The sequence below is a fragment of the Kitasatospora sp. NPDC089797 genome, assembly GCF_040684795.1.
GTDB lineage: Bacteria > Actinomycetota > Actinomycetes > Streptomycetales > Streptomycetaceae > Kitasatospora.
Window position 1 is genome coordinate 104,419 of sequence record NZ_JBFBGS010000001.1, and the last position, 19,930, is coordinate 124,348.

At 72.5% G+C, this 19,930-nt stretch carries 14 protein-coding genes; 9 read left to right on the forward strand and 5 right to left on the reverse strand.

Annotated elements, in window-relative coordinates:
- Positions 1-33: 33 nt before the first annotated feature.
- The 3 genes from AB0O91_RS00480 to AB0O91_RS00490 all read left to right on the forward strand — a co-directional run bounded on the left by AB0O91_RS00480 (position 34) and on the right by AB0O91_RS00490 (position 8,741).
- Positions 34-6,564, forward strand: coding sequence for an SDR family NAD(P)-dependent oxidoreductase (locus AB0O91_RS00480; RefSeq protein ID WP_363426722.1), 6,531 nt, complete (start codon positions 34-36; stop codon positions 6,562-6,564).
- Positions 6,565-6,587: 23 nt separating this feature from the next.
- Entirely contained in the window at positions 6,588-8,138 is a 1,551-nt protein-coding gene (locus tag AB0O91_RS00485; protein ID WP_363426723.1) for an aminotransferase class III-fold pyridoxal phosphate-dependent enzyme, read from the forward strand.
- Between the two features lie 279 nt (positions 8,139-8,417).
- On the forward strand, positions 8,418-8,741 hold the full coding sequence (locus AB0O91_RS00490; protein ID WP_363426725.1) for a hypothetical protein: 324 nt from the start codon (positions 8,418-8,420) through the stop codon (positions 8,739-8,741).
- A gap of 793 nt (positions 8,742-9,534) precedes the next feature.
- Here AB0O91_RS00490 and AB0O91_RS00495 read toward each other — a convergent pair.
- The gene (locus tag AB0O91_RS00495) at positions 9,535-9,774 is read right to left on the reverse strand and encodes a hypothetical protein (RefSeq protein ID WP_363426726.1); all 240 of its coding nucleotides are present in this window, start codon (positions 9,772-9,774) and stop codon (positions 9,535-9,537) included.
- 473 nt (positions 9,775-10,247) lie between these two features.
- Here AB0O91_RS00495 and AB0O91_RS00500 point away from each other — a divergent pair, with 473 nt between their 5' ends.
- From AB0O91_RS00500 to AB0O91_RS00515, 4 genes are all read left to right on the forward strand, one after another.
- Positions 10,248-10,874, forward strand: a complete 627-nt coding sequence (locus tag AB0O91_RS00500; RefSeq protein ID WP_363426727.1) for an SMI1/KNR4 family protein — start codon at positions 10,248-10,250, stop codon at positions 10,872-10,874.
- A 75-nt stretch (positions 10,875-10,949) separates the two neighbouring features.
- Entirely contained in the window at positions 10,950-12,020 is a 1,071-nt protein-coding gene (locus AB0O91_RS00505) for a site-specific integrase (RefSeq protein WP_363426728.1), read from the forward strand.
- The gene (locus tag AB0O91_RS00510; RefSeq protein ID WP_363426729.1) at positions 12,017-14,356 is read left to right on the forward strand and encodes a tyrosine-type recombinase/integrase; all 2,340 of its coding nucleotides are present in this window, start codon (positions 12,017-12,019) and stop codon (positions 14,354-14,356) included. Before AB0O91_RS00505 ends, AB0O91_RS00510 begins: the two co-directional genes overlap by 4 nt.
- A 44-nt stretch (positions 14,357-14,400) precedes the next feature.
- A complete protein-coding gene (locus tag AB0O91_RS00515; protein ID WP_363426731.1) occupies positions 14,401-14,892 on the forward strand; it encodes a hypothetical protein in 492 nt (163 codons plus the stop codon).
- On the opposite strand, the gene AB0O91_RS00520 is transcribed toward AB0O91_RS00515, so the two are convergent.
- Positions 14,859-16,424, reverse strand: coding sequence for an ISL3 family transposase (locus tag AB0O91_RS00520; RefSeq protein ID WP_363426733.1), 1,566 nt, complete (start codon positions 16,422-16,424; stop codon positions 14,859-14,861). The two genes, AB0O91_RS00515 and AB0O91_RS00520, sit on opposite strands and share 34 nt — an antisense overlap.
- Positions 16,425-16,601: 177 nt before the next feature.
- Between AB0O91_RS00520 and AB0O91_RS00525 the strand changes: the two genes are divergently transcribed.
- The gene (locus AB0O91_RS00525) at positions 16,602-17,195 is read left to right on the forward strand and encodes a DUF6461 domain-containing protein (protein WP_363426734.1); all 594 of its coding nucleotides are present in this window, start codon (positions 16,602-16,604) and stop codon (positions 17,193-17,195) included.
- Positions 17,196-17,261: 66 nt separating this feature from the next.
- Here the strand turns inward: AB0O91_RS00525 and AB0O91_RS00530 are convergent, their stop codons facing one another.
- The 3 genes from AB0O91_RS00530 to AB0O91_RS00540 all read right to left on the reverse strand — a co-directional run bounded on the left by AB0O91_RS00530 (position 17,262) and on the right by AB0O91_RS00540 (position 19,203).
- Positions 17,262-17,651, reverse strand: coding sequence for an NAD(P)-binding protein (locus AB0O91_RS00530; protein WP_363426735.1), 390 nt, complete (start codon positions 17,649-17,651; stop codon positions 17,262-17,264).
- A 146-nt stretch (positions 17,652-17,797) separates the two neighbouring features.
- The gene (locus AB0O91_RS00535; RefSeq protein WP_363426736.1) at positions 17,798-18,463 is read right to left on the reverse strand and encodes a LysE family translocator; all 666 of its coding nucleotides are present in this window, start codon (positions 18,461-18,463) and stop codon (positions 17,798-17,800) included.
- Positions 18,460-19,203 (reverse strand): metallophosphoesterase, encoded by a 744-nt coding sequence (locus AB0O91_RS00540; RefSeq protein ID WP_363426737.1) that lies wholly within the window; start codon positions 19,201-19,203, stop codon positions 18,460-18,462. The genes AB0O91_RS00535 and AB0O91_RS00540 overlap by 4 nt, the downstream gene beginning before the upstream one ends.
- A 106-nt stretch (positions 19,204-19,309) precedes the next feature.
- Between AB0O91_RS00540 and AB0O91_RS00545 the strand changes: the two genes are divergently transcribed.
- Positions 19,310-19,921: a CGNR zinc finger domain-containing protein gene (locus AB0O91_RS00545; RefSeq protein ID WP_363426739.1), complete on the forward strand. Its 612-nt coding sequence runs from the start codon at positions 19,310-19,312 to the stop codon at positions 19,919-19,921.
- The last annotated feature ends 9 nt before the right edge of the window (positions 19,922-19,930 follow it).

Below are 19,930 nucleotides of genomic sequence, written 5' to 3' on the forward strand. Positions count from 1 at the left end.
CGACCGCGCCTCGCCCCGACCAGGAGGACGACCATGCATCTGGAGATCACCCCGATCGACGCGCTGCGCCGCGCGGCCCGGCGGCCCGGAGCCGGCCCGGCCCTGCACTACGAGGAAACCGTCATCGGCTACCCCGAACTGCTGGACCGGGCCGGGCGGCTGGCCGAGGTGCTGGCCGAGGGCGGGGTGACGGCCCGCTGCCAGGTCGCCTACCTGGGGCTGAACAGCCCGACCCTGCTGCTGACGTACCTCGCCTGCAGCTGGCTGGGCGCCGCCTTCGTCCCGGTCGGCCACCGGCTCGGCGCCGCCGAGGTGGCCGAACTGCTACGGGACTGCGAGGCGCACACCGTCCTGGCCGAACCCGGGCACGCCCCGCTGGTCGACCCGGGGTTCGGGGCGCGGCTGCTGCTCGTGGACGACGACCCGGCCGTCCCGCCCACCGGCCCGCCGGGCCCGCGCTGGACACCGCTCGGGCCCGCGCTGGCCGCCGCCGCGCAGCCGCCGCGCGAGCCCGCGCCGCTGGACGCCGAGGACCTCACCGTCCTGCTGTACACCTCGGGCACCACCGGCCGGCCCAAGGGCGTCCGGCTCACCCACGGCAACATCTGGTGGAACGCCGCCAACGTCGACGCCGCGATGGCCACCCGCGAGGACGACGTCAACCTGGTGGTCACCCCGCTCTCGCACATCGGCGGGCTCAACTGCTTCACCCTGCGCAACCTCGGCCACGGCGGCACCACCGTGCTCCGCCGCCGGTTCGACCCCGAGCGGACCCTGCGGGACCTGGTCGAGCTGAGGGTCGACACCTTCTTCGCCGTCCCCTCGATGTACGCCCTGCTCGCCCGCCAGACCGGCTTCGCCGACGCCGACCTGTCCGCGCTGCGCGGGGCCGTGGTGGCCGGCGCGCCGGTGCCGGCCGGACTGGTGCGCGACTACGCGGCCCGCGGGGTGATGCTGCAACAGGCCTGGGGACTCACCGAGACCGCCTGCTTCGCCAGCTACCTGCCGGCGGAGCTCACCGTCGCCAAGGCCGGGTCGGCGGGCCGGGCGATGCCGTTCACCGAACTGCGGATCGTCGACCCGGAGACCGGGACGGAGGTGGACGGCCCGGACCGCCCGGGCGAGGTGTGGGTGCGCGGGCGGCACGTCTCGCCCGGCTACTGGCGCGGCGAGGAGACCCTCCGGGACGCCGACGGCTGGTTCCGCAGCGGCGACCTCGGCCGACTGGACGCCGACGGCTGCCTGTACCTGGTCGACCGGCTGAAGAACGTGATCATCCAGAACGGCGAGAAGGTCTACCCCGCCGAGGTCGAACGGGTGCTGGCCGACTGCCCCGGTCTGCGTGAGGTCGCCGTCGTCGGGGTGCCGCACCGGGAATGGGGCGAGACCGTGGTGGCGGTGGCCGCCGCCGAGCCGGGCAGCGCCCCGACCCTGGAGACGGTCCGGGAGTTCGGCGCCACCCGGCTGGCGGTCCACAAGCTCCCGGTCCGGCTGCACCTGCTGGCCGAACTCCCGCGCAACGGCGCCGGGAAGGCCGACCCGGCCGCCCTGCGCGAGCTGCTGTCCGCCACCGAGCCGGCCCTCCCGACCGTGCCGACGGGCCCGACCGGTGCGACCACCCCGAGCGGCCGGGACGGCCTGGCCGAGCTGGTCGCGGCCGCCACCGAGGCGGCGCTCGGCTTCCCGCCCGGCCGCCGGTACGGCGCCGCGAGCTTCGCCGAACTCGGCGTGGACTCCCTCCGGGCCGTCCTGCTGCGCGACCGGCTGGCGGCGGCGACCGGCCTGACCCTGCCGGTGACCCTGGTCTTCGACCACCCGACCCCGGCGGCCGTGGTCGCCCTGCTGCGCGCCCGCCTCGGCCCGGACACCGCGCCCGCCCCGGCGTCCGTCGGGTCGTCCGCCGCGCCGACCGCCCCGCCGACCGCCGAGGACGACCCGGTGGTGATCACCGGCATGGCCGTCCGGCTGCCCGGCGGCATCGCCGACCCCGAAGCCCTCTGGCGGCTGCTCACCGAGGAACGCGACACCGTCACCGACTTCCCCGAGGACCGCGGCTGGGACCTCGCGACGCTCGGCGACCCCGACCCCGAGGCCCCCGGCCGCTCCGACACCCGGCACGGCGGCTTCCTCCGCGACGCCGCGCTCTTCGATGCCGAGTTCTTCGGTATCTCGCCGCGCGAGGCCGCCGCCATGGACCCCCAGCAGCGCCTCCTGCTGGAGACCAGCTGGGAGGCCCTGGAGCGGGCCGGGATCGCCCCGTCCGCGCTGCACGGTCAGGACGTCGGCGTGTTCACCGGTGTGTTCGCCAACGGCTACACCGAACGCGTCCCGGTCTCCCGCACGGCGGACGGCTACCGGGTGACCGGCGGTGCGACCAGCATCGCCGCCGGCCGGGTCGCGTACGTCCTCGGCACCCACGGCCCGGCGGTGGCCGTGGACACCGCCTGCTCCTCCTCGCTGGTGGCCCTGCACCTGGCGCTGCGCTCGCTGCGCGCCGGGGAGTGCGCGACGGCCCTGGTCGGCGGCGTGACGGTGATGGCGACAGCGGACGCCTTCGTCGAGTTCTCCCGCCAGCGCGCCATCGCCCCCGACGGACGCTGCAAGCCCTTCGCCGAGGACGCCGACGGCACCGGCTGGGCCGAGGGCGCGGCCGTCCTCGTGCTGGAACGGCTCTCGGCCGCCCGCCGGGCCGGCCGTCGGCCGCTCGCCGTGGTGCGCGGCTCGGCCGTCAACCAGGACGGCGCCTCCAACGGGCTGACCGCCCCCAACGGACCGGCTCAGCAGCGGGTGATCCGTCGGGCCCTGGCCGACGCCGGGCTCGGCCCGGACGACATCGACGCGGTGGAGGCCCACGGCACCGGCACGGTGCTGGGCGACCCGATCGAGGCCCAGGCGCTGATCGCCGCGTACGGGGCGGGCCGCACCGAGCCGCTGCTGCTGGGCTCGGTGAAGGCCAACCTCGGCCACACCCAGGCCGCGGCCGGCGCCGTCGGCGTGGTCGCGACGGTGCTGGCGCTGCGGCACGGGCTGCTGCCGCGCAGCCTGCACGCCGAGCGGCCGACCGGACGGGTCGACTGGTCCGGCGGTGCGGTGCGGCTGCGCACCGAAGCGGTCCGCTGGCCCGAGCGGGGGCGGCCGCGCCGGGCCGCGGTCTCCTCCTTCGGGATCAGCGGGACCAACGCCCACGTGGTGCTGGAGCAGGCTCCCGACCTGCACGAGGCGCCGGAGCCCCATCGGGGCGCCAGACCGCACGAGGCCGTCGAACCGCACGAGGCCCTCACCGCAGGGGAGTCGGCTCCGCCGCTGGTGCTGTCCGCGCGGAGCCCGGCGGCGCTGGCCGCCCAGGCCGGGCGGCTGGCCGAGTGCCTGGAGGCCGGGGTCCGGCCGCAGGACGCGGCGCTGTCCCTGCTCGCCGGGCGGTCGCTGTTCGAGCACCGGGCCGTCGTGATCGCGGCCGAGCCGACGGCCGTCCGGGCGGCGCTGCACGCCCTCGCCGACGGCCGGACCGCGCCCGGGCTGGTCACCGGGCCGGCGCCGGTCGACCGGGCGGACCGGGAGGTGGTCCTGGTCTTCCCCGGCCAGGGCGCCCAATGGGCCGGAATGGGACGGGAGTTGTGGCAGGGCGAAGCCGTCTTCGCGGAGCGGATGGCCGCCTGCGAGCGGGCCCTCGCCCCGCACGTCGACTGGTCGCTGACCGAGGTCGTGCACGGCGCGCCCGGCGCGCCGCCGCTGGACCGGGTGGACGTGGCCCAGCCGGTCTCCTTCGCGGTGATGGTCTCGCTCGCGGCCCTCTGGCAGGCCTACGGCGTCCGCCCGGCCGCCGTGCTCGGGCACTCCCAGGGCGAGATCGCGGCGGCCTGCGTGGCCGGGGCGCTCACCCTGGCGGACGCCGCCCGGACGGTGGCGCTGCGCAGCCGGGCCATCGGCGAGCGGATCGCGGGCAGCGGCGGCATGCTCTCCGTGCCGCTGCCCGAGCCACGGGTGCGGGACTGGATCCGCGCCTGCGGCGAGGGCGTCGAGATCGCCGCCCTGAACGGGCCGGAGCGCACCGTGGTCGGCGGCGGAACGGCGGCGCTCAGCGCGTTCCACGGCGAACTGGCGCGGCGCGGGATCGACGTACGGATGATCCCGGTGGACTACGCCTCGCACACCGCCCGGGTGGCGGAGCTGGAGCCCGAACTGCTCCGGCTCCTGGACGGCGTCCGGGCGTCGGCCCCCACCGTGCCCTGGTACTCGACGGTCGACGGCGGCTGGATCACCGGCCCGACCGGGCCGGACTACTGGTACCGCAACCTGCGCCACCCGGTGCGCTTCGAACCGGCGGTCCGGGCCCTGGCGGCCGAGGGCTGCACGGCCTTCGTCGAGGTCGGCGCCCACCCGGTGCTGGGCACGGCGATCGAGGCGACCCTGGCCGACGCCGGGGCGGCCCCGGCGGCCCTGGTCTGCGGGACGCTGAGCCGCGACGAGGGCGGCCGGGAGCGGTTCGCCCGTTCGCTCGCGGAGGCCTTCGTCCGGGGCGTCCCGGTCGACTGGACGCCGCTGCTCCCGCCCGGCGCGCGCCGGGTCGACCTGCCGACCTACCCGTTCCGGGGGCGGCGGTACTGGCCGGAGGCGCCGCAGACCCCCGGCAGCGGTGCGGCACTGCTCGAGGTCGCCTGGCAGGAGCTACCCGCCCGGGGCGCGACGCCGGTCGCCGTGACGCCGGTCGCCGGCCTGGTGGCGCCCCCGGACGGGTCGGACTGGCCGCTGCTCCTGCCCGAGGACGCTGGGGACGCTGGGGACGCTGGGGACGCCGGGGAGTCCGAGGACGCCGGGGACGCCGACGAGGCGCCCGGTGCCGAGGAGGCCGAGCGGCTCCGGCGCTCGACCGCCCGGGTGCTGACAGCCGTACAGGCCTTCCTCGCCGAGCCCCGGTACGAGGACCGCCGACTGGTCGTCGCCACCCGCCGCGCCGTCGCCACCGCGCCGGGCGAAGCGGTGGACCCGGTCCAGGCCGCGCTGTGGGGCCTGGTCCGCTCGGCACAGACCGAGCACCCCGGACGCCTGCTGCTCGCCGACCTCGACCTGCCCGCCGACGCGAGCCCCGAGGAGCACGCCCGGGCGGTCACCGCCGTCCTGGGCGCGGCGCTGGCGGCGGACGAGCCGCAGGTCGCCCGCCGGGGCCCGGCCCTCCGGGTGCCCCGACTCGTCCCGGCGACCCCGGAGAGCGTGGCGGGGGAGGCCCCGGTACCGGACCCCGCCGGTACCGCGCTGATCACCGGCGGCACCGGGCTGCTGGGCCGGCTGATCGCCCGCCACCTGGTCACCCGGCACGGGCTGCGCCGCGTCCTGCTCGCCTCCCGGCGCGGCGCGGACGCCCCCGGAGTCGCCGAACTCTGCGCCGAGCTGGCCGAGTCGGGCGCCCACGCGGAGGCCGTCCGCTGCGACGTCGCCGACCGCGAGCAGGTTCGGGCGCTGGTCGCCGCCGTCCCGGCCGAGGCGCCACTGACCGTGGTGGTGCACGCCGCCGGGGTGCTGGACGACGCCGTGCTCAGCACGCTCACCCCCGGGCGGCTGGAGACCGTGCTGCGCCCCAAGGCGGACGCGGCCCGCTGGCTGGACGAGGCCACCCGCGACCTCCCCGCGCCCGTCGCGCTGGTGCTCTGCTCCTCCGCCGCCGGCGTCCTGGGCACGGCCGGGCAGGCCGGGTACGCGGCGGCCAACGCCTACCTGGACGGCCTGGCGACCCGACGGCGGGCCGCCGGCCTGCCCACGGTGTCGCTGGCCTGGGGCTCCTGGGCAGCCGACACCGAGGGCGACGCCGAGAGCGGCGCAGGGGTCGACGGCGAGGCCGCGGGCGGCATGACGGCCGGTCTGGGCCGGGCGGACCGCGCCCGGCTGGCCCGGAGCGGCGTCCGGCCGCTGCGACCCGCCGAGGGGCTGAGGCTGTTCGACGCGGGGCTCGCCGACGGCCGTCCGGTGCTGGTGCCGCTCGCCCTGGACCCCGCCGCGCTCCGGCACCCCGTCCCCGCGATGCTCCGGGACCTCGCCGGGCCCGCCCCGTCCGCCCCGGCCCCCGCGCCGGGCGCCGCCGATCCGCACGCCGTCCGCCTGGTCGCCGCCGACCCGGCCGCCCTGCTCGACCTGGTCCGCTCGGCGGCGGCCGAGGTGCTCGGCGAGGACGAACTGGTCCCGGCCGACGAGCCCTTCGAGTACGCGGGCTTCGACTCCCTGATGGCGCTCGAACTGCGGGAACGACTGTCCAAGCTGACCGGCGCCAAGCTCCCCGCGACGCTGGTCTACGACCACCCGAACCCCGCCGCGGTCGCCGAGCAACTGGGTCGACTGCTGGGCTCCGTCCAGCACCAGCGGGAGGCGGCCACCGCCCTCGACACCCTGGAACGCACCCTCGCCACCGTGGACGGACCGGCCCGCGCGGAGCTCACCACGCGGCTGCGCACCCTGCTCCGACAGCTGGAACCGGCGGCCGGGGCCCCCACGGCTCCGGAGCCCCCGGTCGGGACCACGGACCTGGCCGGGGCCGACGACGACGAACTGCTCCGCTTCATCGACACCCAGTTCTGACCAACTCCCCGGAGAGGACCCCGATGGACACCACCGCACTGGCCGAACCCTTCCTCCGCGCCCAGCTGGAGTCGCTGGGCCTGGCCGTCGAGTACGTCCGCGCCGAGGGCGACACCCTCTACCGGCGCAGTGAGGACGGCGGCGAACTCCCCGTGCTCGACCTGGTCGGCGGCTTCGGCGCGACGATCCTGGGCCACAACCACCCCGACCTCACCGCCCTGGCCCGGGAGTTGCTGGCGGCGCAGGTGCCAGTGCACGCGCAGTTCTCGCTGCACCCGTACGCCGAGACCGTCGCCCGCCGGCTCAACGACATCCTCCGCCGCGAGACCGGTGACCCGGGCCCGTACCACGCGGTCTTCGCCAACAGCGGCGCCGAGGCGATCGAGGCCGCCGTCAAACACGCCGAACTGGACCGCGGGCTGAAGGCGGCCGAACTGCTCGCCCGGATCGACGCCTCCCTCGCCGTGGCGCGGCAGGCCGCCCGCGAGGGCGCGCGGCTCTCCGAGACCGCCCAACGACTCGCCGGCGGTGGGGACTTCGAGGCCCTGGCCGCCGCCCTCGGCGCGGCCAACCGGGCCCGGGTCGAGGAACCGCCGGTGCTGCTCGCCCTGACCGGGGGCTTCCACGGCAAGCTGGTCGGCAGCGTCCAGCTGACCCACAACCCGGCCGTCCGGGAGCCGTTCCGCGGGCTGGCCACCCCGTGCCGCTTCGTCCCCGCCGAGGACCCGGCGGCCCTGGCCGCCGCGGTCGCGGCGGAGCGCCGGACCGTGCTCGGCCTCGCCGTCACCGCCGGGGTGGTTGACGTGGTGGAGCACGAACTGCCGCGCCTGTCCGCGCTGTTGCTGGAACCCGTCCAGGGCGAGGGCGGCGTCCGGCCGCTCACCGCCGGGTACCTGCGCGAGGTGCAGCGGATCTGCGCCGAGGCGGACTGCCCGATCGTGGTGGACGAGGTGCAGAGCGGGATGGGCCGCACCGGCAGCTTCCTGGCCGGTTCGGCCGTCGGGCTGCGCGGCGACTACTACGTGCTGGCCAAGAGCCTCGGCGGCGGCGTCGCCAAGGCGGCGGTGATGCTGGTCCACCACACGCGCCACCGGCCCGAGTTCGAGCTGCTGCACAGCTCCACCTTCGCCAAGGACGCCTTCTCCACCCTGATCGCCGCCCGCACCCTGGACCTGCTGGAGGCGGACGGCGGCGCCCTGTACCGGCGGGCCGCCGAGCGCGGCGAGCGGATCCTGGCCCGGCTGGCGGGGGTGCGGGACGACTTCAAGGACGTCGTCGTGGACGTGCGCGGCCGAGGGCTGATGATCGGTCTGGAACTGCGGGACCAGGCCGAGTCCGACTCCCCGGTGCTGCGCGAGCTGTCCCGGGCCGGCGTGCTGGGCTACGCCGCCGCCGGCTACCTGCTCAACCGGCACGCCCTGCGGGTCTTCCCGACCGCCAGCGCGGCCACCACCCTGCGGATCGAGCCGTCCGTCCGGATCACCGACACCCAGATCGACCAGGCCGAATCCGGCCTGCGGGCCCTGTGCGCGGTGCTCCGCGCCCAGGACGGCGAACGGTTCCTCGCCCGCTGACGGCGGCCCGTGCCGGGAGGCCGAGCCGCACCCCGCAATTCGGTCGGTCCACGGACTGGACGACCGGCCCGTCCAGCGGTTCGCTGATGCGGGAGGAGACGCGTCGGCGGTGCCGGCGCTCCGGGGCGTCGCGTGCCGCCCCCGCCTCCTCCGGGGCAGCCGACCGTGACCGACCGGGTCCGACCGGTGGTGGCGGCTGCCCGTCCGGCCCGTTCCCACCCGCGCCGCGGGGGTGGCGGTCGGCGGCTACGGGCAGCCGCGCGGTGGGAGGTGGCGGTGATGGACGACCCCGGGTTGTCCCACCGGGAACTGCTGATCCTGGCGGAGATCGAACACGGACTGCGCACCGAACCACGGCTGGACCGGGCGCTGCGCCGGATGCGGCGCGGGCCGCGCTGGCTGCTGGGCGGTCTGCTGCGCAGGGCGGTCCGGGTCCCGGTCTCGGCGTTCGCGGTCCTGGTGGCCCTGTCGGCAGGCCTGCTGTCAGTCTGCGCCGACGACCATCCGCCGGGCGTACTGGTCGTCTTCGGCCTGGTGTGGGCGCCGACCCTGCTGCTGGCGGTCGGGCGGCTGGTCGGCCACCGCAAGGGCTTCGTCGGGTGACCCCACTGGCTCCCGCCGCTGCTGAAAGGGATCTTTGAATTTGGTTCTGACCGGAGATCCGTGTAAGGAATTTGGGCGGTTGGAGGTGGGGTGTGCCAGCGTTGTTGCGGGCTCAGACCGCGGTGGGGGCAGCTGAGGAGCGGGTGAACGTCAGACTGGCGGGGCTCGGAAGGCGCCTGCTGATCTGGTGATGAGGGCACGGATTATCGCGTTGAGCTGGTCGGGGTTGCGAGTGGCGGCGATCGCTGCGAAGCCGGGTTGCCACCACAAGACCGTGGCGTTGGTAGCTTCACGGGTTCAATGAGCTCGGGCTGGAGGATCGGTCGGTCAGCGGCTGGCCCCGAAGGATCACCGAGACCGAGCGGTCTCGGATCATCGCGCTGGTGATGCAGGCCCCGCCGAGGTGGCTGGCCGTTCAGGCGGGCGGGGACCTGGCTGCGTCGGCCGGGGCCGGGGCGCCGAAGCGGACACTGGACGCACCGGCGGCCGAGGTCGGACGGATCGGGATCGGCATCGAGTGTTCCCGGGGGCGGCGGATCGCGGTTCAAGGCGGCTTGGCAAGGTCACCTTGTTCAGCCGAAGCTTCGATGTATTCGTGATGGGCCGCCCCGAACCCTCCAAAACACTCGGGCCTGCGAACTCATGTGATTACTGAGACGTTGAAACACCCCTGGCTCGGAGGGCGCTGCGGGGGCGTAGGATCGTGAATCCGTGACCTGACGCATTCCACTTGATCCATTGTTGCGGATGGTTTTCACATATCGAGCAGGTGAAAACCATCCGCAACAATTGATTAGCGGTTGTTAAAGGCGATCGCGTACAGCAAGCTGTTAGAGGTTGGCTGCCCTGCCGTCGCCCCATCGCTGATGTATGAGGTGTACCACCGATCCGTCCGGACGTCATGCCAGCTCACCGTCAGGCTGTAGAATCCAGACCTGACGCCGCCGTACCAGTCGTTGACGAGAAGGTACGACCCATCGCGGCCGTCCCAGGAGAAGCAACCTTTGATGGTTGAACCGGTGAAGATCTGCATGTCGCCAGTTCCACAGGCATGGGGCCCATGGACCTGGGCGAATGCCGAAGGTGCCAAAGTTAGACCGAGACTGAAAATGCCGGCCACGAGTGCCGCCAAAACCCTCTTTCGCCCCATACGCATGATGTCCGCCCTTTTGAGAGCATGACGGAGCACATTCTGCGTCCGTCGACTGCTGGCAATCTAAGCAATGCCTGGGATGTCAAGAAAAGGCCTTTTCCAGCCATCTGGACGCTGGAGCAGGATTCTCCGACTGCAGCGATTCGGTGCGCCGTGGCAGCGACCACCACACCCGGGACGAACCCGAGCAGCACATGGCGGCGTGCTACGGCATGGAGCAGGTCGTCGTCCAACTCGACCACGCCCCAGTTGATGAGGATTCGCGAAAAAACGGCTCTGCCCGGAGCTGCGTGAAATCGGTGGTCAAGCTCTGCACACCTTGATCTGTCTTACGCCTCAGAGAAGACGCAGCGGTGAACGACTTCGATGAGTTGATCAGCAAAGGTGCGGCTGCGTCGGCAGTGAGTGAGTTGCTACAGCCCCCGGTTTCCGCCACGAAGCTGGCCGAGGCCGAGCGTGAACTGGGCTTTCGTCTGCATCCCCTGCTCGCGGCGCTCTACCGGCGGGTTGGCAACGGTGGTTTCGGTCCCGCGGGCTTCCTGCTGCCGCTCTCCGGTGGACCGGACGCAAGCCGGGAGACCTCGGTCGTTCAGCGTTACTTGGACAGGATCCCTTCGAAGGGCTCGGACTCCTGGTGGGCGTGGCCCGAAGGGGTCGTGCCGGTGCCGACCAGGGGCTGCGCGATGTTCGCGTGCGTGGACTGTCGCACCGATGACGGAACGGTCCCGCTCTTCGAGCCCAACGCGATCAGCGGCCAGGACGTATCCAGCGGGTGGTTCGTCGACGCGGGCAGCCTCGCTGAGTGGATTGAGGTCTGGTTTGACAGTCACGGTTGGTACGAGGCGGACCCTGCCGACGCTGACTTCGACCTCGTGTCCTGGTCGGACTCTGCCTCGCGCCCGCAGGTGGCTTGGCCATGGTCGGGCGAGGATGCGGATCCGGAGGAGTTGGAACGAGGCCCGGCCGTACATGGCGCTTGAGGGTTTTAAAAGTTACGTGGAATCTGTCCGGGGTGATCATGTCTCCCCGGTGCAACCACGGACTTGGGAGATGGCTTGAGCGACACGACGGTGCTGACGGAGAAGTGGCCGGTGCTCGGCAGGCATGAGCAGGCGGCGACCTGGCTGACGATCTGGACGGATCTCGGACGTGCGCCCCGCACGATCGATGCCTATGCCCGTGGGCTGGCCGAGTACCTGGTGATGTGCGAGCGGGAGGACGTCGACCCGGTCACCGCGAACCGCGCCCACGTCGCCCTGTTCGTACGTGAGTTGACGTCGCGGCCGCACCGTCGGGGTGCGAACGTGGTGGCGATCGACTCGGGGTCGGGGCTGGCGAACGCCACGATCCAGCAGCGCCTGGTGCCTGTCCGCCTGTTCTACGACTTCCTCATGGAGGAGGGTCTGCGCGAGTCGAACCCGGTGGGCCGGGGCCGCTACACCCCTGGGCGCCAGCGGGGCGGGCAGCAGCGCGGGCTGGTGCCGCGGCTCACGAAGCTGCCGTGGATCCCCAGCGAACAGCAGTGGTTGGGGATCCTGCAGGTCGCGCGGGAGGAGCCGGTCCGCAACCGGGTGATGCTGGCCCTGGCCTACGATGCCGCGCTGCGGCGAGAAGAGCTGTGTTCACTGCGGACCGACGACCTCGATCCGGCCCACCGCACGCTGAGGGTGCGGGCGGAGACGACGAAGAACCGGCTGGAGCGAGTGGTGCCGTACTCGGCGTCGACCGGCGTACTGATGTCGGCCTACCTCGCCCACCGGGCCACGATCAGCCGGGCCAGGGGAACGCTGTTCCTGTCGGAGTCCCGGCGCAACCACGGACAGCCGCTGACCCTGTGGACCTGGTCGAAGGTGGTCCGCCGGATCGCCCTGGCGGCAAGGGTCCCGCAGTTCTCGACCCACACCACCCGGCACCTGTGTCTGACCGATCTGGCCCGGATGGGCTGGGAGTTGCACGCGATCGCGACCTTCGCCGGCCACCGCAACACCGATTCCACGCTCCAGTACATCCACCTGTCCGGCCGGGACCTGGCCGACAAGCTGGCCCGCGGCATGGAGCACATCCACGCCTGGCGAATACAGATGCTCACGTCCGCGGACGGCACGACGGCGGAGGTGTCGCGGTGACCGCACCACTGCCGGCCATCGCCGCCGAGGACGGGGCCGGACGCTGGTCCTGGCCGATCTCCCCGCCCCGCGACAACACCACGGTGGCAGTGCGACCCGGCGAGGCCAGAGCCGTGGCCGACCTGGGCCTGCGCAACCTGCGGCGACTGCAGTACCACGACCCGTCCGCGCCGGGCTGGCGCGTGATCGCGCGGCTGCTGGGTCCGCTGGAGGCGGTCAACGCCGCACTGGACTCCCCGCCCACCCCGCACCGCCGACGGGCCATGCTCGACGTGGTCGCGGTGCTGCTGACGCGGTGCGCGGAGACCGGCAGGACCTTCTGGGGCTGGACCGAGGAGGAATGGTTCCACCTGCTCGGCCGCACTCAGGCCGAGTTCCGCCGGCACGCGCCCGCATGGGCAGGCGACGAGGTCCGCCCCTATCTCGCCGCGCACGCCTACCTGCTCGGTGGCTTCAACGAGTTCCACCGGCTCGGCAGCTTCCAGCGGCTCACCCTGGCCTGGCGGATCTTCGGACGCGACCGCGTCGACGGCGAGGTCGCACGACTTCGTACGGTCCTGGGCGCCTGGGGCTACCGGCTCGGCCGGGACGAGGACACCTTGTTGCCGATGGTGGCCTGCCAGCTGTTCCTGCTCAACCGCAGCCCGCATCTTGAAGTCCTGGACACCGCTCTGTTCGACCGGGTCCGCCGCGACGGGCTGCTGGAAGGCAGCCGGCTGAACACCCTGCACGCGATGCAGCGGGCGGTCGCCGAGCTCGGCTTCTGCGATTCTCCCCGTTCCGGCACCGGCCGCCACTCGGCCCGGGCCAGTGGCGGCGCGCCGATCTGGGAACAGTGGGCCGACCGCTGGCACACCACCTCGACGCTGACCCCGCGCGTTCGCGGCGGTGTTCGCTCGAACCTGCTCAAGGTCGGCCGGTGGATCGCCGCCGAACAGCCCGACGCCGCCGACCCGGCCGACTGGACCCGGCAGACCTGCGCTTTGTGGATCGCCGCGCTGGACCGGATGAAGGTCGGCGACTACGTCCAGCGCACGATCGGGCTGGGCGACCGTCTCGGCAAGCCGCTGGAAGCGCCCAGCAAGGCCGGCCAGATCACCGCGCTGCGGACGTTCTTCCGCGACTGCCAGGAATGGGAGTGGCTGCCCCGCCGCTTCGACCCCATTCGCGCGTTGGCCGTTCCCCGCAGCGTCACCGCCCTCCTCGGACCCGACCCCAGGGTGATCGCCGACGAGGTCTGGGCGAAACTGCTGTGGGCTGGCCTGAATCTGGAACCCGCCGACCTCCCCCAGACCCGCTCCGGGCACTTCTACCCGTTCGAACTGGTCCGCGCGGTCACCCTGACCTGGCTGTTCTCCGGACAACGCAGCAACGAGATCGCCCGGCTGAAGGTGGGATGCATCCGCTGGCAGCACGACGGCACACCGATCGCCGGCGACTCGCAGCAGGTCCTGGCCCGCGATGCGGTCTGCCTGCTCGACGTCCCCACCCACAAGACCGGCACCGCCTTCACCAAGCCGGTCGACCCGATCCTCGGCCAGGCCGTCGACGCCTGGCAGGCCGCCCGCCCCGACCAGCCGAAGTTCACCGACCGCCGCACCGGCGAGCTGGTCGACCCGCTGTTCGCCGTCCGGGCCCGCCGCGTCTCCACCAGCTACATCAACAACACCGTCATCCCGATGCTGTGTCGCAAGGCCGGAGTCCCGGCCGCCGACATCCGCGGCAACATCACCAGCCACCGCGCCCGGTCCACCATCGCCAGCCAGCTCTACAACGCCAAAGAACCGATGACTCTGTTCGAGCTGCAGGCCTGGCTCGGACACCGCTCACCGCAATCCACCCAGTACTACGCGAAGATCACGCCCAACACCCTGTCCAAGGCCTACTCCGAAGCCGGCTACTTCGAGCGCAACGTGCGCACCATCGAGGTCCTGGTCGACCGTGACGCCGTCGCCTCCGGCGCCGCCGCGGCCGGTGAACCCTGGCAGCACTACGACCTCGGACACGGCTACTGCAGCTACACCTTCTTCGAGCAGTGCCAGCACCGCATGGCTTGCGCTCGCTGCGACTTCTACACGCCGAAGGACGCCACGAAGGCCCAACTCCTGGAAGCTAAAAGCAACTTGCAGAAGATGGCCGTGTCCATCCCGCTGACCGACGACGAGCAGGCTGCCGTCGTGGACGGCCAGGCGGCCCTGGACCGGTTGCTCGACCGCCTCGCCGACACACCCACTCCGGCCGGCCCGACACCACGCGAACTGGACGTGCCGGTGACGGCCCGCCTTCTGCCGCTTGTCGATGTCCGGCAGGGCGGGACAGGCTCCGCATCGCGCTGATATCGGAGTGCGAACAGGCCCGGGAGAGTGTCACAGTCACTGCCGTGACCTTGATGAACGTGCTCGTCGACTTCGCCCAAACCGGCCGGGTCGGCCCGCTTCACTGCGGAATGCCCCTGACCGAGGCCGAGGACCTCCTCGGTCAAGGGCGCCCGCACCCCGCCCACGTCATGAAGGGGCCCGATATCGACGGCTATCCGTACTCCTGGGGCGGACTCAAGTTGGACGTCACTCAGCGGGCAGTCAGCGGCATCTGGATCCATCTCTGGCCCGGTTCGACCGCGAAACTCCCCTCTCTCGTCCTGCCCGAATCAGAGTCGTTCGAGGCCACCGTGCTCCGCGAGGAACTGGTCACAGCCCTGGATGACGCAGGTTGTGAGCACTACGTCAACGACACTCTCACGTTCGGCCAGCAGTCCAGCATCCTCACCCGGCCCTCTGACGTCTGCGCTGTATTCAGTCTCCCCGGCCGGGACAACCACGTTCCTCACCGAGACCGCTACTACCTCGGCGTGATGCACAAGCACACGGCTTGACATCGCTGATTCCACAGAATGATCCGATTTAGATTGCCTTCGACCTTACCGGAGCTCCATTCGAGGGTGAGTCGGGCGGTGACGGCTGCGAGGTTCTGGCGGAGGAAGCCGGCGAACAAGCGGACCGGGGCTGGAGCCTCCTGTTCGCACTGGCGAATCCAATCCGGCAGCATGCCTCCGCGGCGGCTGGCCAGCAGGTCGCGGAAGCACCGGGCCAGGGCGAAAGCTCGGTCGATATCCGGGCAGGCGATCCTGACGTTGAGCAGCTTCTCCTCCTGGTCGGTGAGCGTCTCGAGGGGGCGCATGATCCACGAGGTGATGCGGCGCGGGTTGGGGATGTCGGCGCGGACCGGCTCGGCCGTTCCCTCGCGGAGCTTGGCCAGGTGGCGGCGTGCGACCTGGATACTGCCGGTGTAGCCGTGCACGCGGATCTCGTGGAACAGCCGGGTGCCGCTGGTGCAGTCGGCGGTGAACCGGCTGTCCATGTAGGGCTTGAAGGGCTCCAGGAGCTTGGCGTTGTGGATGCCGAAGTCCTTCGCAGCGACAAGGAGTTCGTCCAGCAGGGTGGTCTTGAAGCGGCGCACGGTCTTGCCGTCCAGGTCGAGGTGACGGGCGATGGCGCTGATCGTCCATTTCTGTTCCCGCAGCTGGTGGACGTCCGCGTGGCGGTCGCGGGTGCGCTCGACGACCGGCGTGCGGGGCAGCTCCGGAACGGGCAGGTTGATCATCGGAGGCTCGGGCGGCGGCTCCTCCTGTTCGACATGTTTGCGCAGGCAGGAGCGGTGCTGGTGGCAGGTCTTCTCGACCGCGGCCGACAGGTTCTGGAGCAGGTGCCACCGGTCCGCGACCTCGATCGCGTCGGGTGCGGCTTCCTTGATCGCCCGGGTGTAGACGGTGGCGCGGTCGCGGCAGATGATCTCCGCGCCGGGGTGCTTGTGCAGCCAGGCGGCGAAGGTCTCCGATGTGCGGTCCGGGAGCACGTCCACGACGCGGCCGGTTTCGACGTCGATAAGGATGGTCCCGTAGGTGCGGCCCCTGCGGAACGCGAACTCGTCGACGCCGAGCACCCGTGGCGCCCGTTCGGGCGCCTCAGGCGCTTCCAGCAGCCCGAGGAGGCGGGTCCGGCCGGCGGCGATGCTGAGCTTGTGGCAGAGTCGTTCGCCGGCCCGGCCGCCCAGCTCGGTGGCGACGGCTCGCAGCCACTCCTTCAGCCCGACGCTGGACCGCACGTGGCGCTCGCTCAGCCCGGTGACCTGCTCGACGAAGGTCGTCCGTCGGCACCGGGCGCGGTCGCAGAAGAAGCGCCGCACCCGCAGGCGTATCGCCAACTTCCTTCCAGCGAGAGGCCGTTCGGCCAACGTCCGCCAGTAGCTGGAATGTCTCCGCCTCGCCGGGCTTCCGCAGCCCGGACAGCCGGCCGGCGGGCCGCACGCGGCCACCTCTACCAGCACGACCTCCGGGCCGGCGGTCAGCCACTCCAGTTCAACATCGACTCCGGGAAACAGCACATCTTCGATCGAGCGGAGAGCCACGTGCAGGTCATCCCGCAGGGAAACGATCCTGTATGCATGCCGCTGACCTGGGATTTTCACGGAACTCCGGTCAGAGCCTTGATTTTCCCCACCCGGTGCTCAGGGGCTGGCAGAGCTGCTCGCCTTGTTCCCCAGGCTGGCGGTGGGCTTGTCGGGGGTCCCTGCTATGTATGCGGCATGGAGACTCACGACGACCGGTTCGATTGGGCCGATGAGGAGGACGGCTTCTACCCGCTCCTCACGCTCGTTGAGGGGATCGCCGAGGACGAGGTGATCCGGAGGTTCGGAGGCGATGCGAAGTCCACTCGGCTCCTTACCTCCGAAGAGATCCAGGATCTTCAGCGCGACCATGTGAGCGTCGGCACGGTCGACGGTGTGGTCTTCGCCCTGGAGGTCGCTGGATGGACCGGAGCGGTGCCCGGCGTCCTGCGTGGCCTGTCGCGGGGAGGCAGGTGCTTCGGACTCCAGTGTGATGTCAACGGCGGTGACACCGTCCACTACGCGGTCGACGGCGACCTGGTCGTCTACGAGGAGCCCTACGGGCCGGTCAAGCCGCTGCGCGAGGGAGACCGCCGCTGGAACCCCTCTTGGTGCGGCGTCCTGATCGACGTCACCGATCCAACCGAGCTCTGGGGCCCGAAGCTGTTCCTCCTGGCAGAGCGGGTCATGGGCGTGGTGATCGAGCGATCGTGGTTCACCATGCCCCTGCGGGCCGCGGAGCTTCCCGACCCGATGGCTTTCACCGACACACCTGCCTGGGACATCCCCTGAGCGCCTGCCTCCACACCTGCCCCGGACTGAAAGCCGGCTCCCCGCTCGGTGCGGGGTCAAACCTGCTCACGCGAGCTTCCGGTAGCCGACCACGACCTGGCCGAACTCCACCCGTCCGGCGAGCCCGGCGAGCAGCAGCTGCCGCAGCACGTGCCGGTCGGCGGCGGTGCCCCCGTCCGTTCGGCCGAGCCGCCGGACCTCGGCCAACTGCTCGTCCACCACCCGCCGTTCACCGGCCAGCGGACCGGTCACGGCCGTCAGCAGCCCGTGCAGCCGGGGCGGCAGGCACTCCCGCAGCGCGGCCAGGCCGGGTCCGTCCAACCCGATCCGGAACCCCTGGTAGCGGCTTTCCGCGCCCTCCTCCCGCTCGAAGACCCGGACGTCGATCCCGGCCCGCACCAGCCCCTGCGCCAGACACAGCCCACCGATCCCCCCGCCCGCCACCAGCACCCTCATGCCGCGCCTCCCCACCCCACCGTGTCCACGGACGGACACCAACCGAACGTCGTCCCGCCAGCCTGCCCGAGCACGACCCCCGGACGGCAGGCCACTCCGTCACCCAACGGACATGACAGCCGTCACCCCCACCGCCCTGCGGCCCGTCAGGCGGCTGCGGCCCGCAGACCGAGGGCGACCAGGACGGCGCCGGTGAGTCGTCTGATCGGTGCGCGCAGCGTGGCCGAGGTGAGGGTGGCGGCCGCGCTGCCGATCAGCACCGTCCAGACCAGCAGCCAGGCCGCGACCAGCAGCACCTGCGCGGTGGCGAGCAACAGGATCTGCGGGAGGACGGGCCGGTGGGGTGTGAGGAACTGCGGCGTCAGGGTCAGGAAGATCGCTGCGGCCTTCGGGTTGAGCACATTGCCGAGCAGGGCTCGCCGGTAGGCGGAGTGCCCGGTCCGGGGCAGCGGCCGTCGGCGTCGGGACCGGGTGCCCCGGTCGGTGCGGCGGGTGGCGTCGGCGGTCCGCCAGGTCCACAGGCCGAGCCCGACCAGGTAGACCGCGCCGGCCAGCCGGACCGCGGTGAACGCCTGGCTCGAGCGCATGACCAGGGCGGAGAGCCCCAGCCCGGCCAGTGCCGCGTGGGCGTAGAGGCCGGTGACGGTCCCGAGGACGACCGGCAGGCCCGCGCGCCGTCCGCCGTCGGCGACTTGTTGGATGAGCAGGGCGAGGCTCGTACCCGGGGTGGCGATCAGCGGGAACACCGCCACGAGGTAGCCGAGGACGGCCTCGAGCGGCAGCGGGTCCAGGAGACCGGACAGCGCCGTCACGGCAGGACCACGCGGAAGTGCGTGGTCAGCCGGTGCCGCTCGTCGAGGACGTGGAAGGCGATCCCGGGCGGCTGGTCGCGGTCCGCCGGTTCGTCGCCCTCCCAGGGGAGGCGCAGGGTCCAGGTGACCGCCGGGCCGACCAGCAGCGGCCGCCCGGCGAAGGTGGAGACCGCGGCGGTGTGGGCGTGCCCGGTGATGACGGCGACCACGTCGGGATGTGCGGCCAGCAGGGAGGCGAGGTCGCGGTCGTTCTGCAACGTGTAGGAGTCGGGAAGCGGGTGGTGCAGCGTCACCGGCGGGTGGTGGAGGGCGAGCAGCGCGGGGGTGCCGGCGGGCAGCCCGCCCAGCGAATCGGCCAGCCAGCCGATGGTGTCCTGGTCCAACAGGCCGTCGTCCTCGCCCGGGATGCTGGAGTCGCACATCAGGACCGCGGTGTCGCCGATCCGGTGCAGGCGGTTCACCGGGCCGTCCGCCGCGGCTTCGCCGAGCAGCCCGGCGCGCATCGGCCCGCGGGCGTCGTGGTTGCCGGGACAGGTCAGCACCGGGAAGGGCGCGGCCAGGAGTTGTGCCGCCTGCCGGTACTCGGACGGCGCCCCGTGGTCGGCGATGTCGCCGGTGACCAGGAGCGCGTCGACCGGGGTCGGTAGTGACCGCAGGTGGCCCATGACACGGGCGGCGCGTTCCCGTGCGCGCTCGGTGCCGTCGAGGTGGAGATCGCTGATCTGTGCGAGCAGGACCATGGCGTGGCGCCCCCTTGGGTCTCTAACGGTAAATGAATCTATAACCGTTAGGACGGTAGACTATCGCCGACGCGGTGATCAAGAGCGGATGAGAGGCAGGAGGACCGTGACGACGAGTCGGTACCTCGCCCTGGAACTGGCGGGCACCATCCGCCATGACGGCAACGGCGGGGTGGCGGACGACCTCACCTCGGTTAGCGGCCTGGCCTCCTGGGTCGAGGCCCACGAGGAACTGCTCGCGGCGGAGGGATTCGCTGCCGGCTTCCTCGCCGACGAGGCGACCTGGACCGGAGTACTGGCCGTACGGGCCGGGCTCCGCGCCCTGTTGGCCCGGGCGGTCAGTCCGGCGCCGCCGAGCCGAGCCGATGCGGACCGTCTGCCCCCGGCCGACCAGGCGCTGTCCCGACTGAACACAGCGGCCGCCCACTGCCCGGTGGTCCCTCGGCTCCACTGGCCCGCGGACGCCGCACCCGTCGCCCGGCTGCACCCCGCCCCCGCCGACTCGCCGGCCGATCTGCCGGCGGCACTCGCCCGCGCGGCGATCGCTTTCCTGAGCGGCCCCGACCTGCCCCGGCTGCGCGCCTGCACCGCCCCCCGCTGCGTCCGCTACTTCCTCAAGGAGCACGGGCGCCAGGAGTTCTGCAAGACGTCCTGCAGCAACCGCGCCCGGGCCGCTCGCCACTACCAGCGCCACCACGCGGCGCCTGTGGCCGGCTGACTCCGTCCG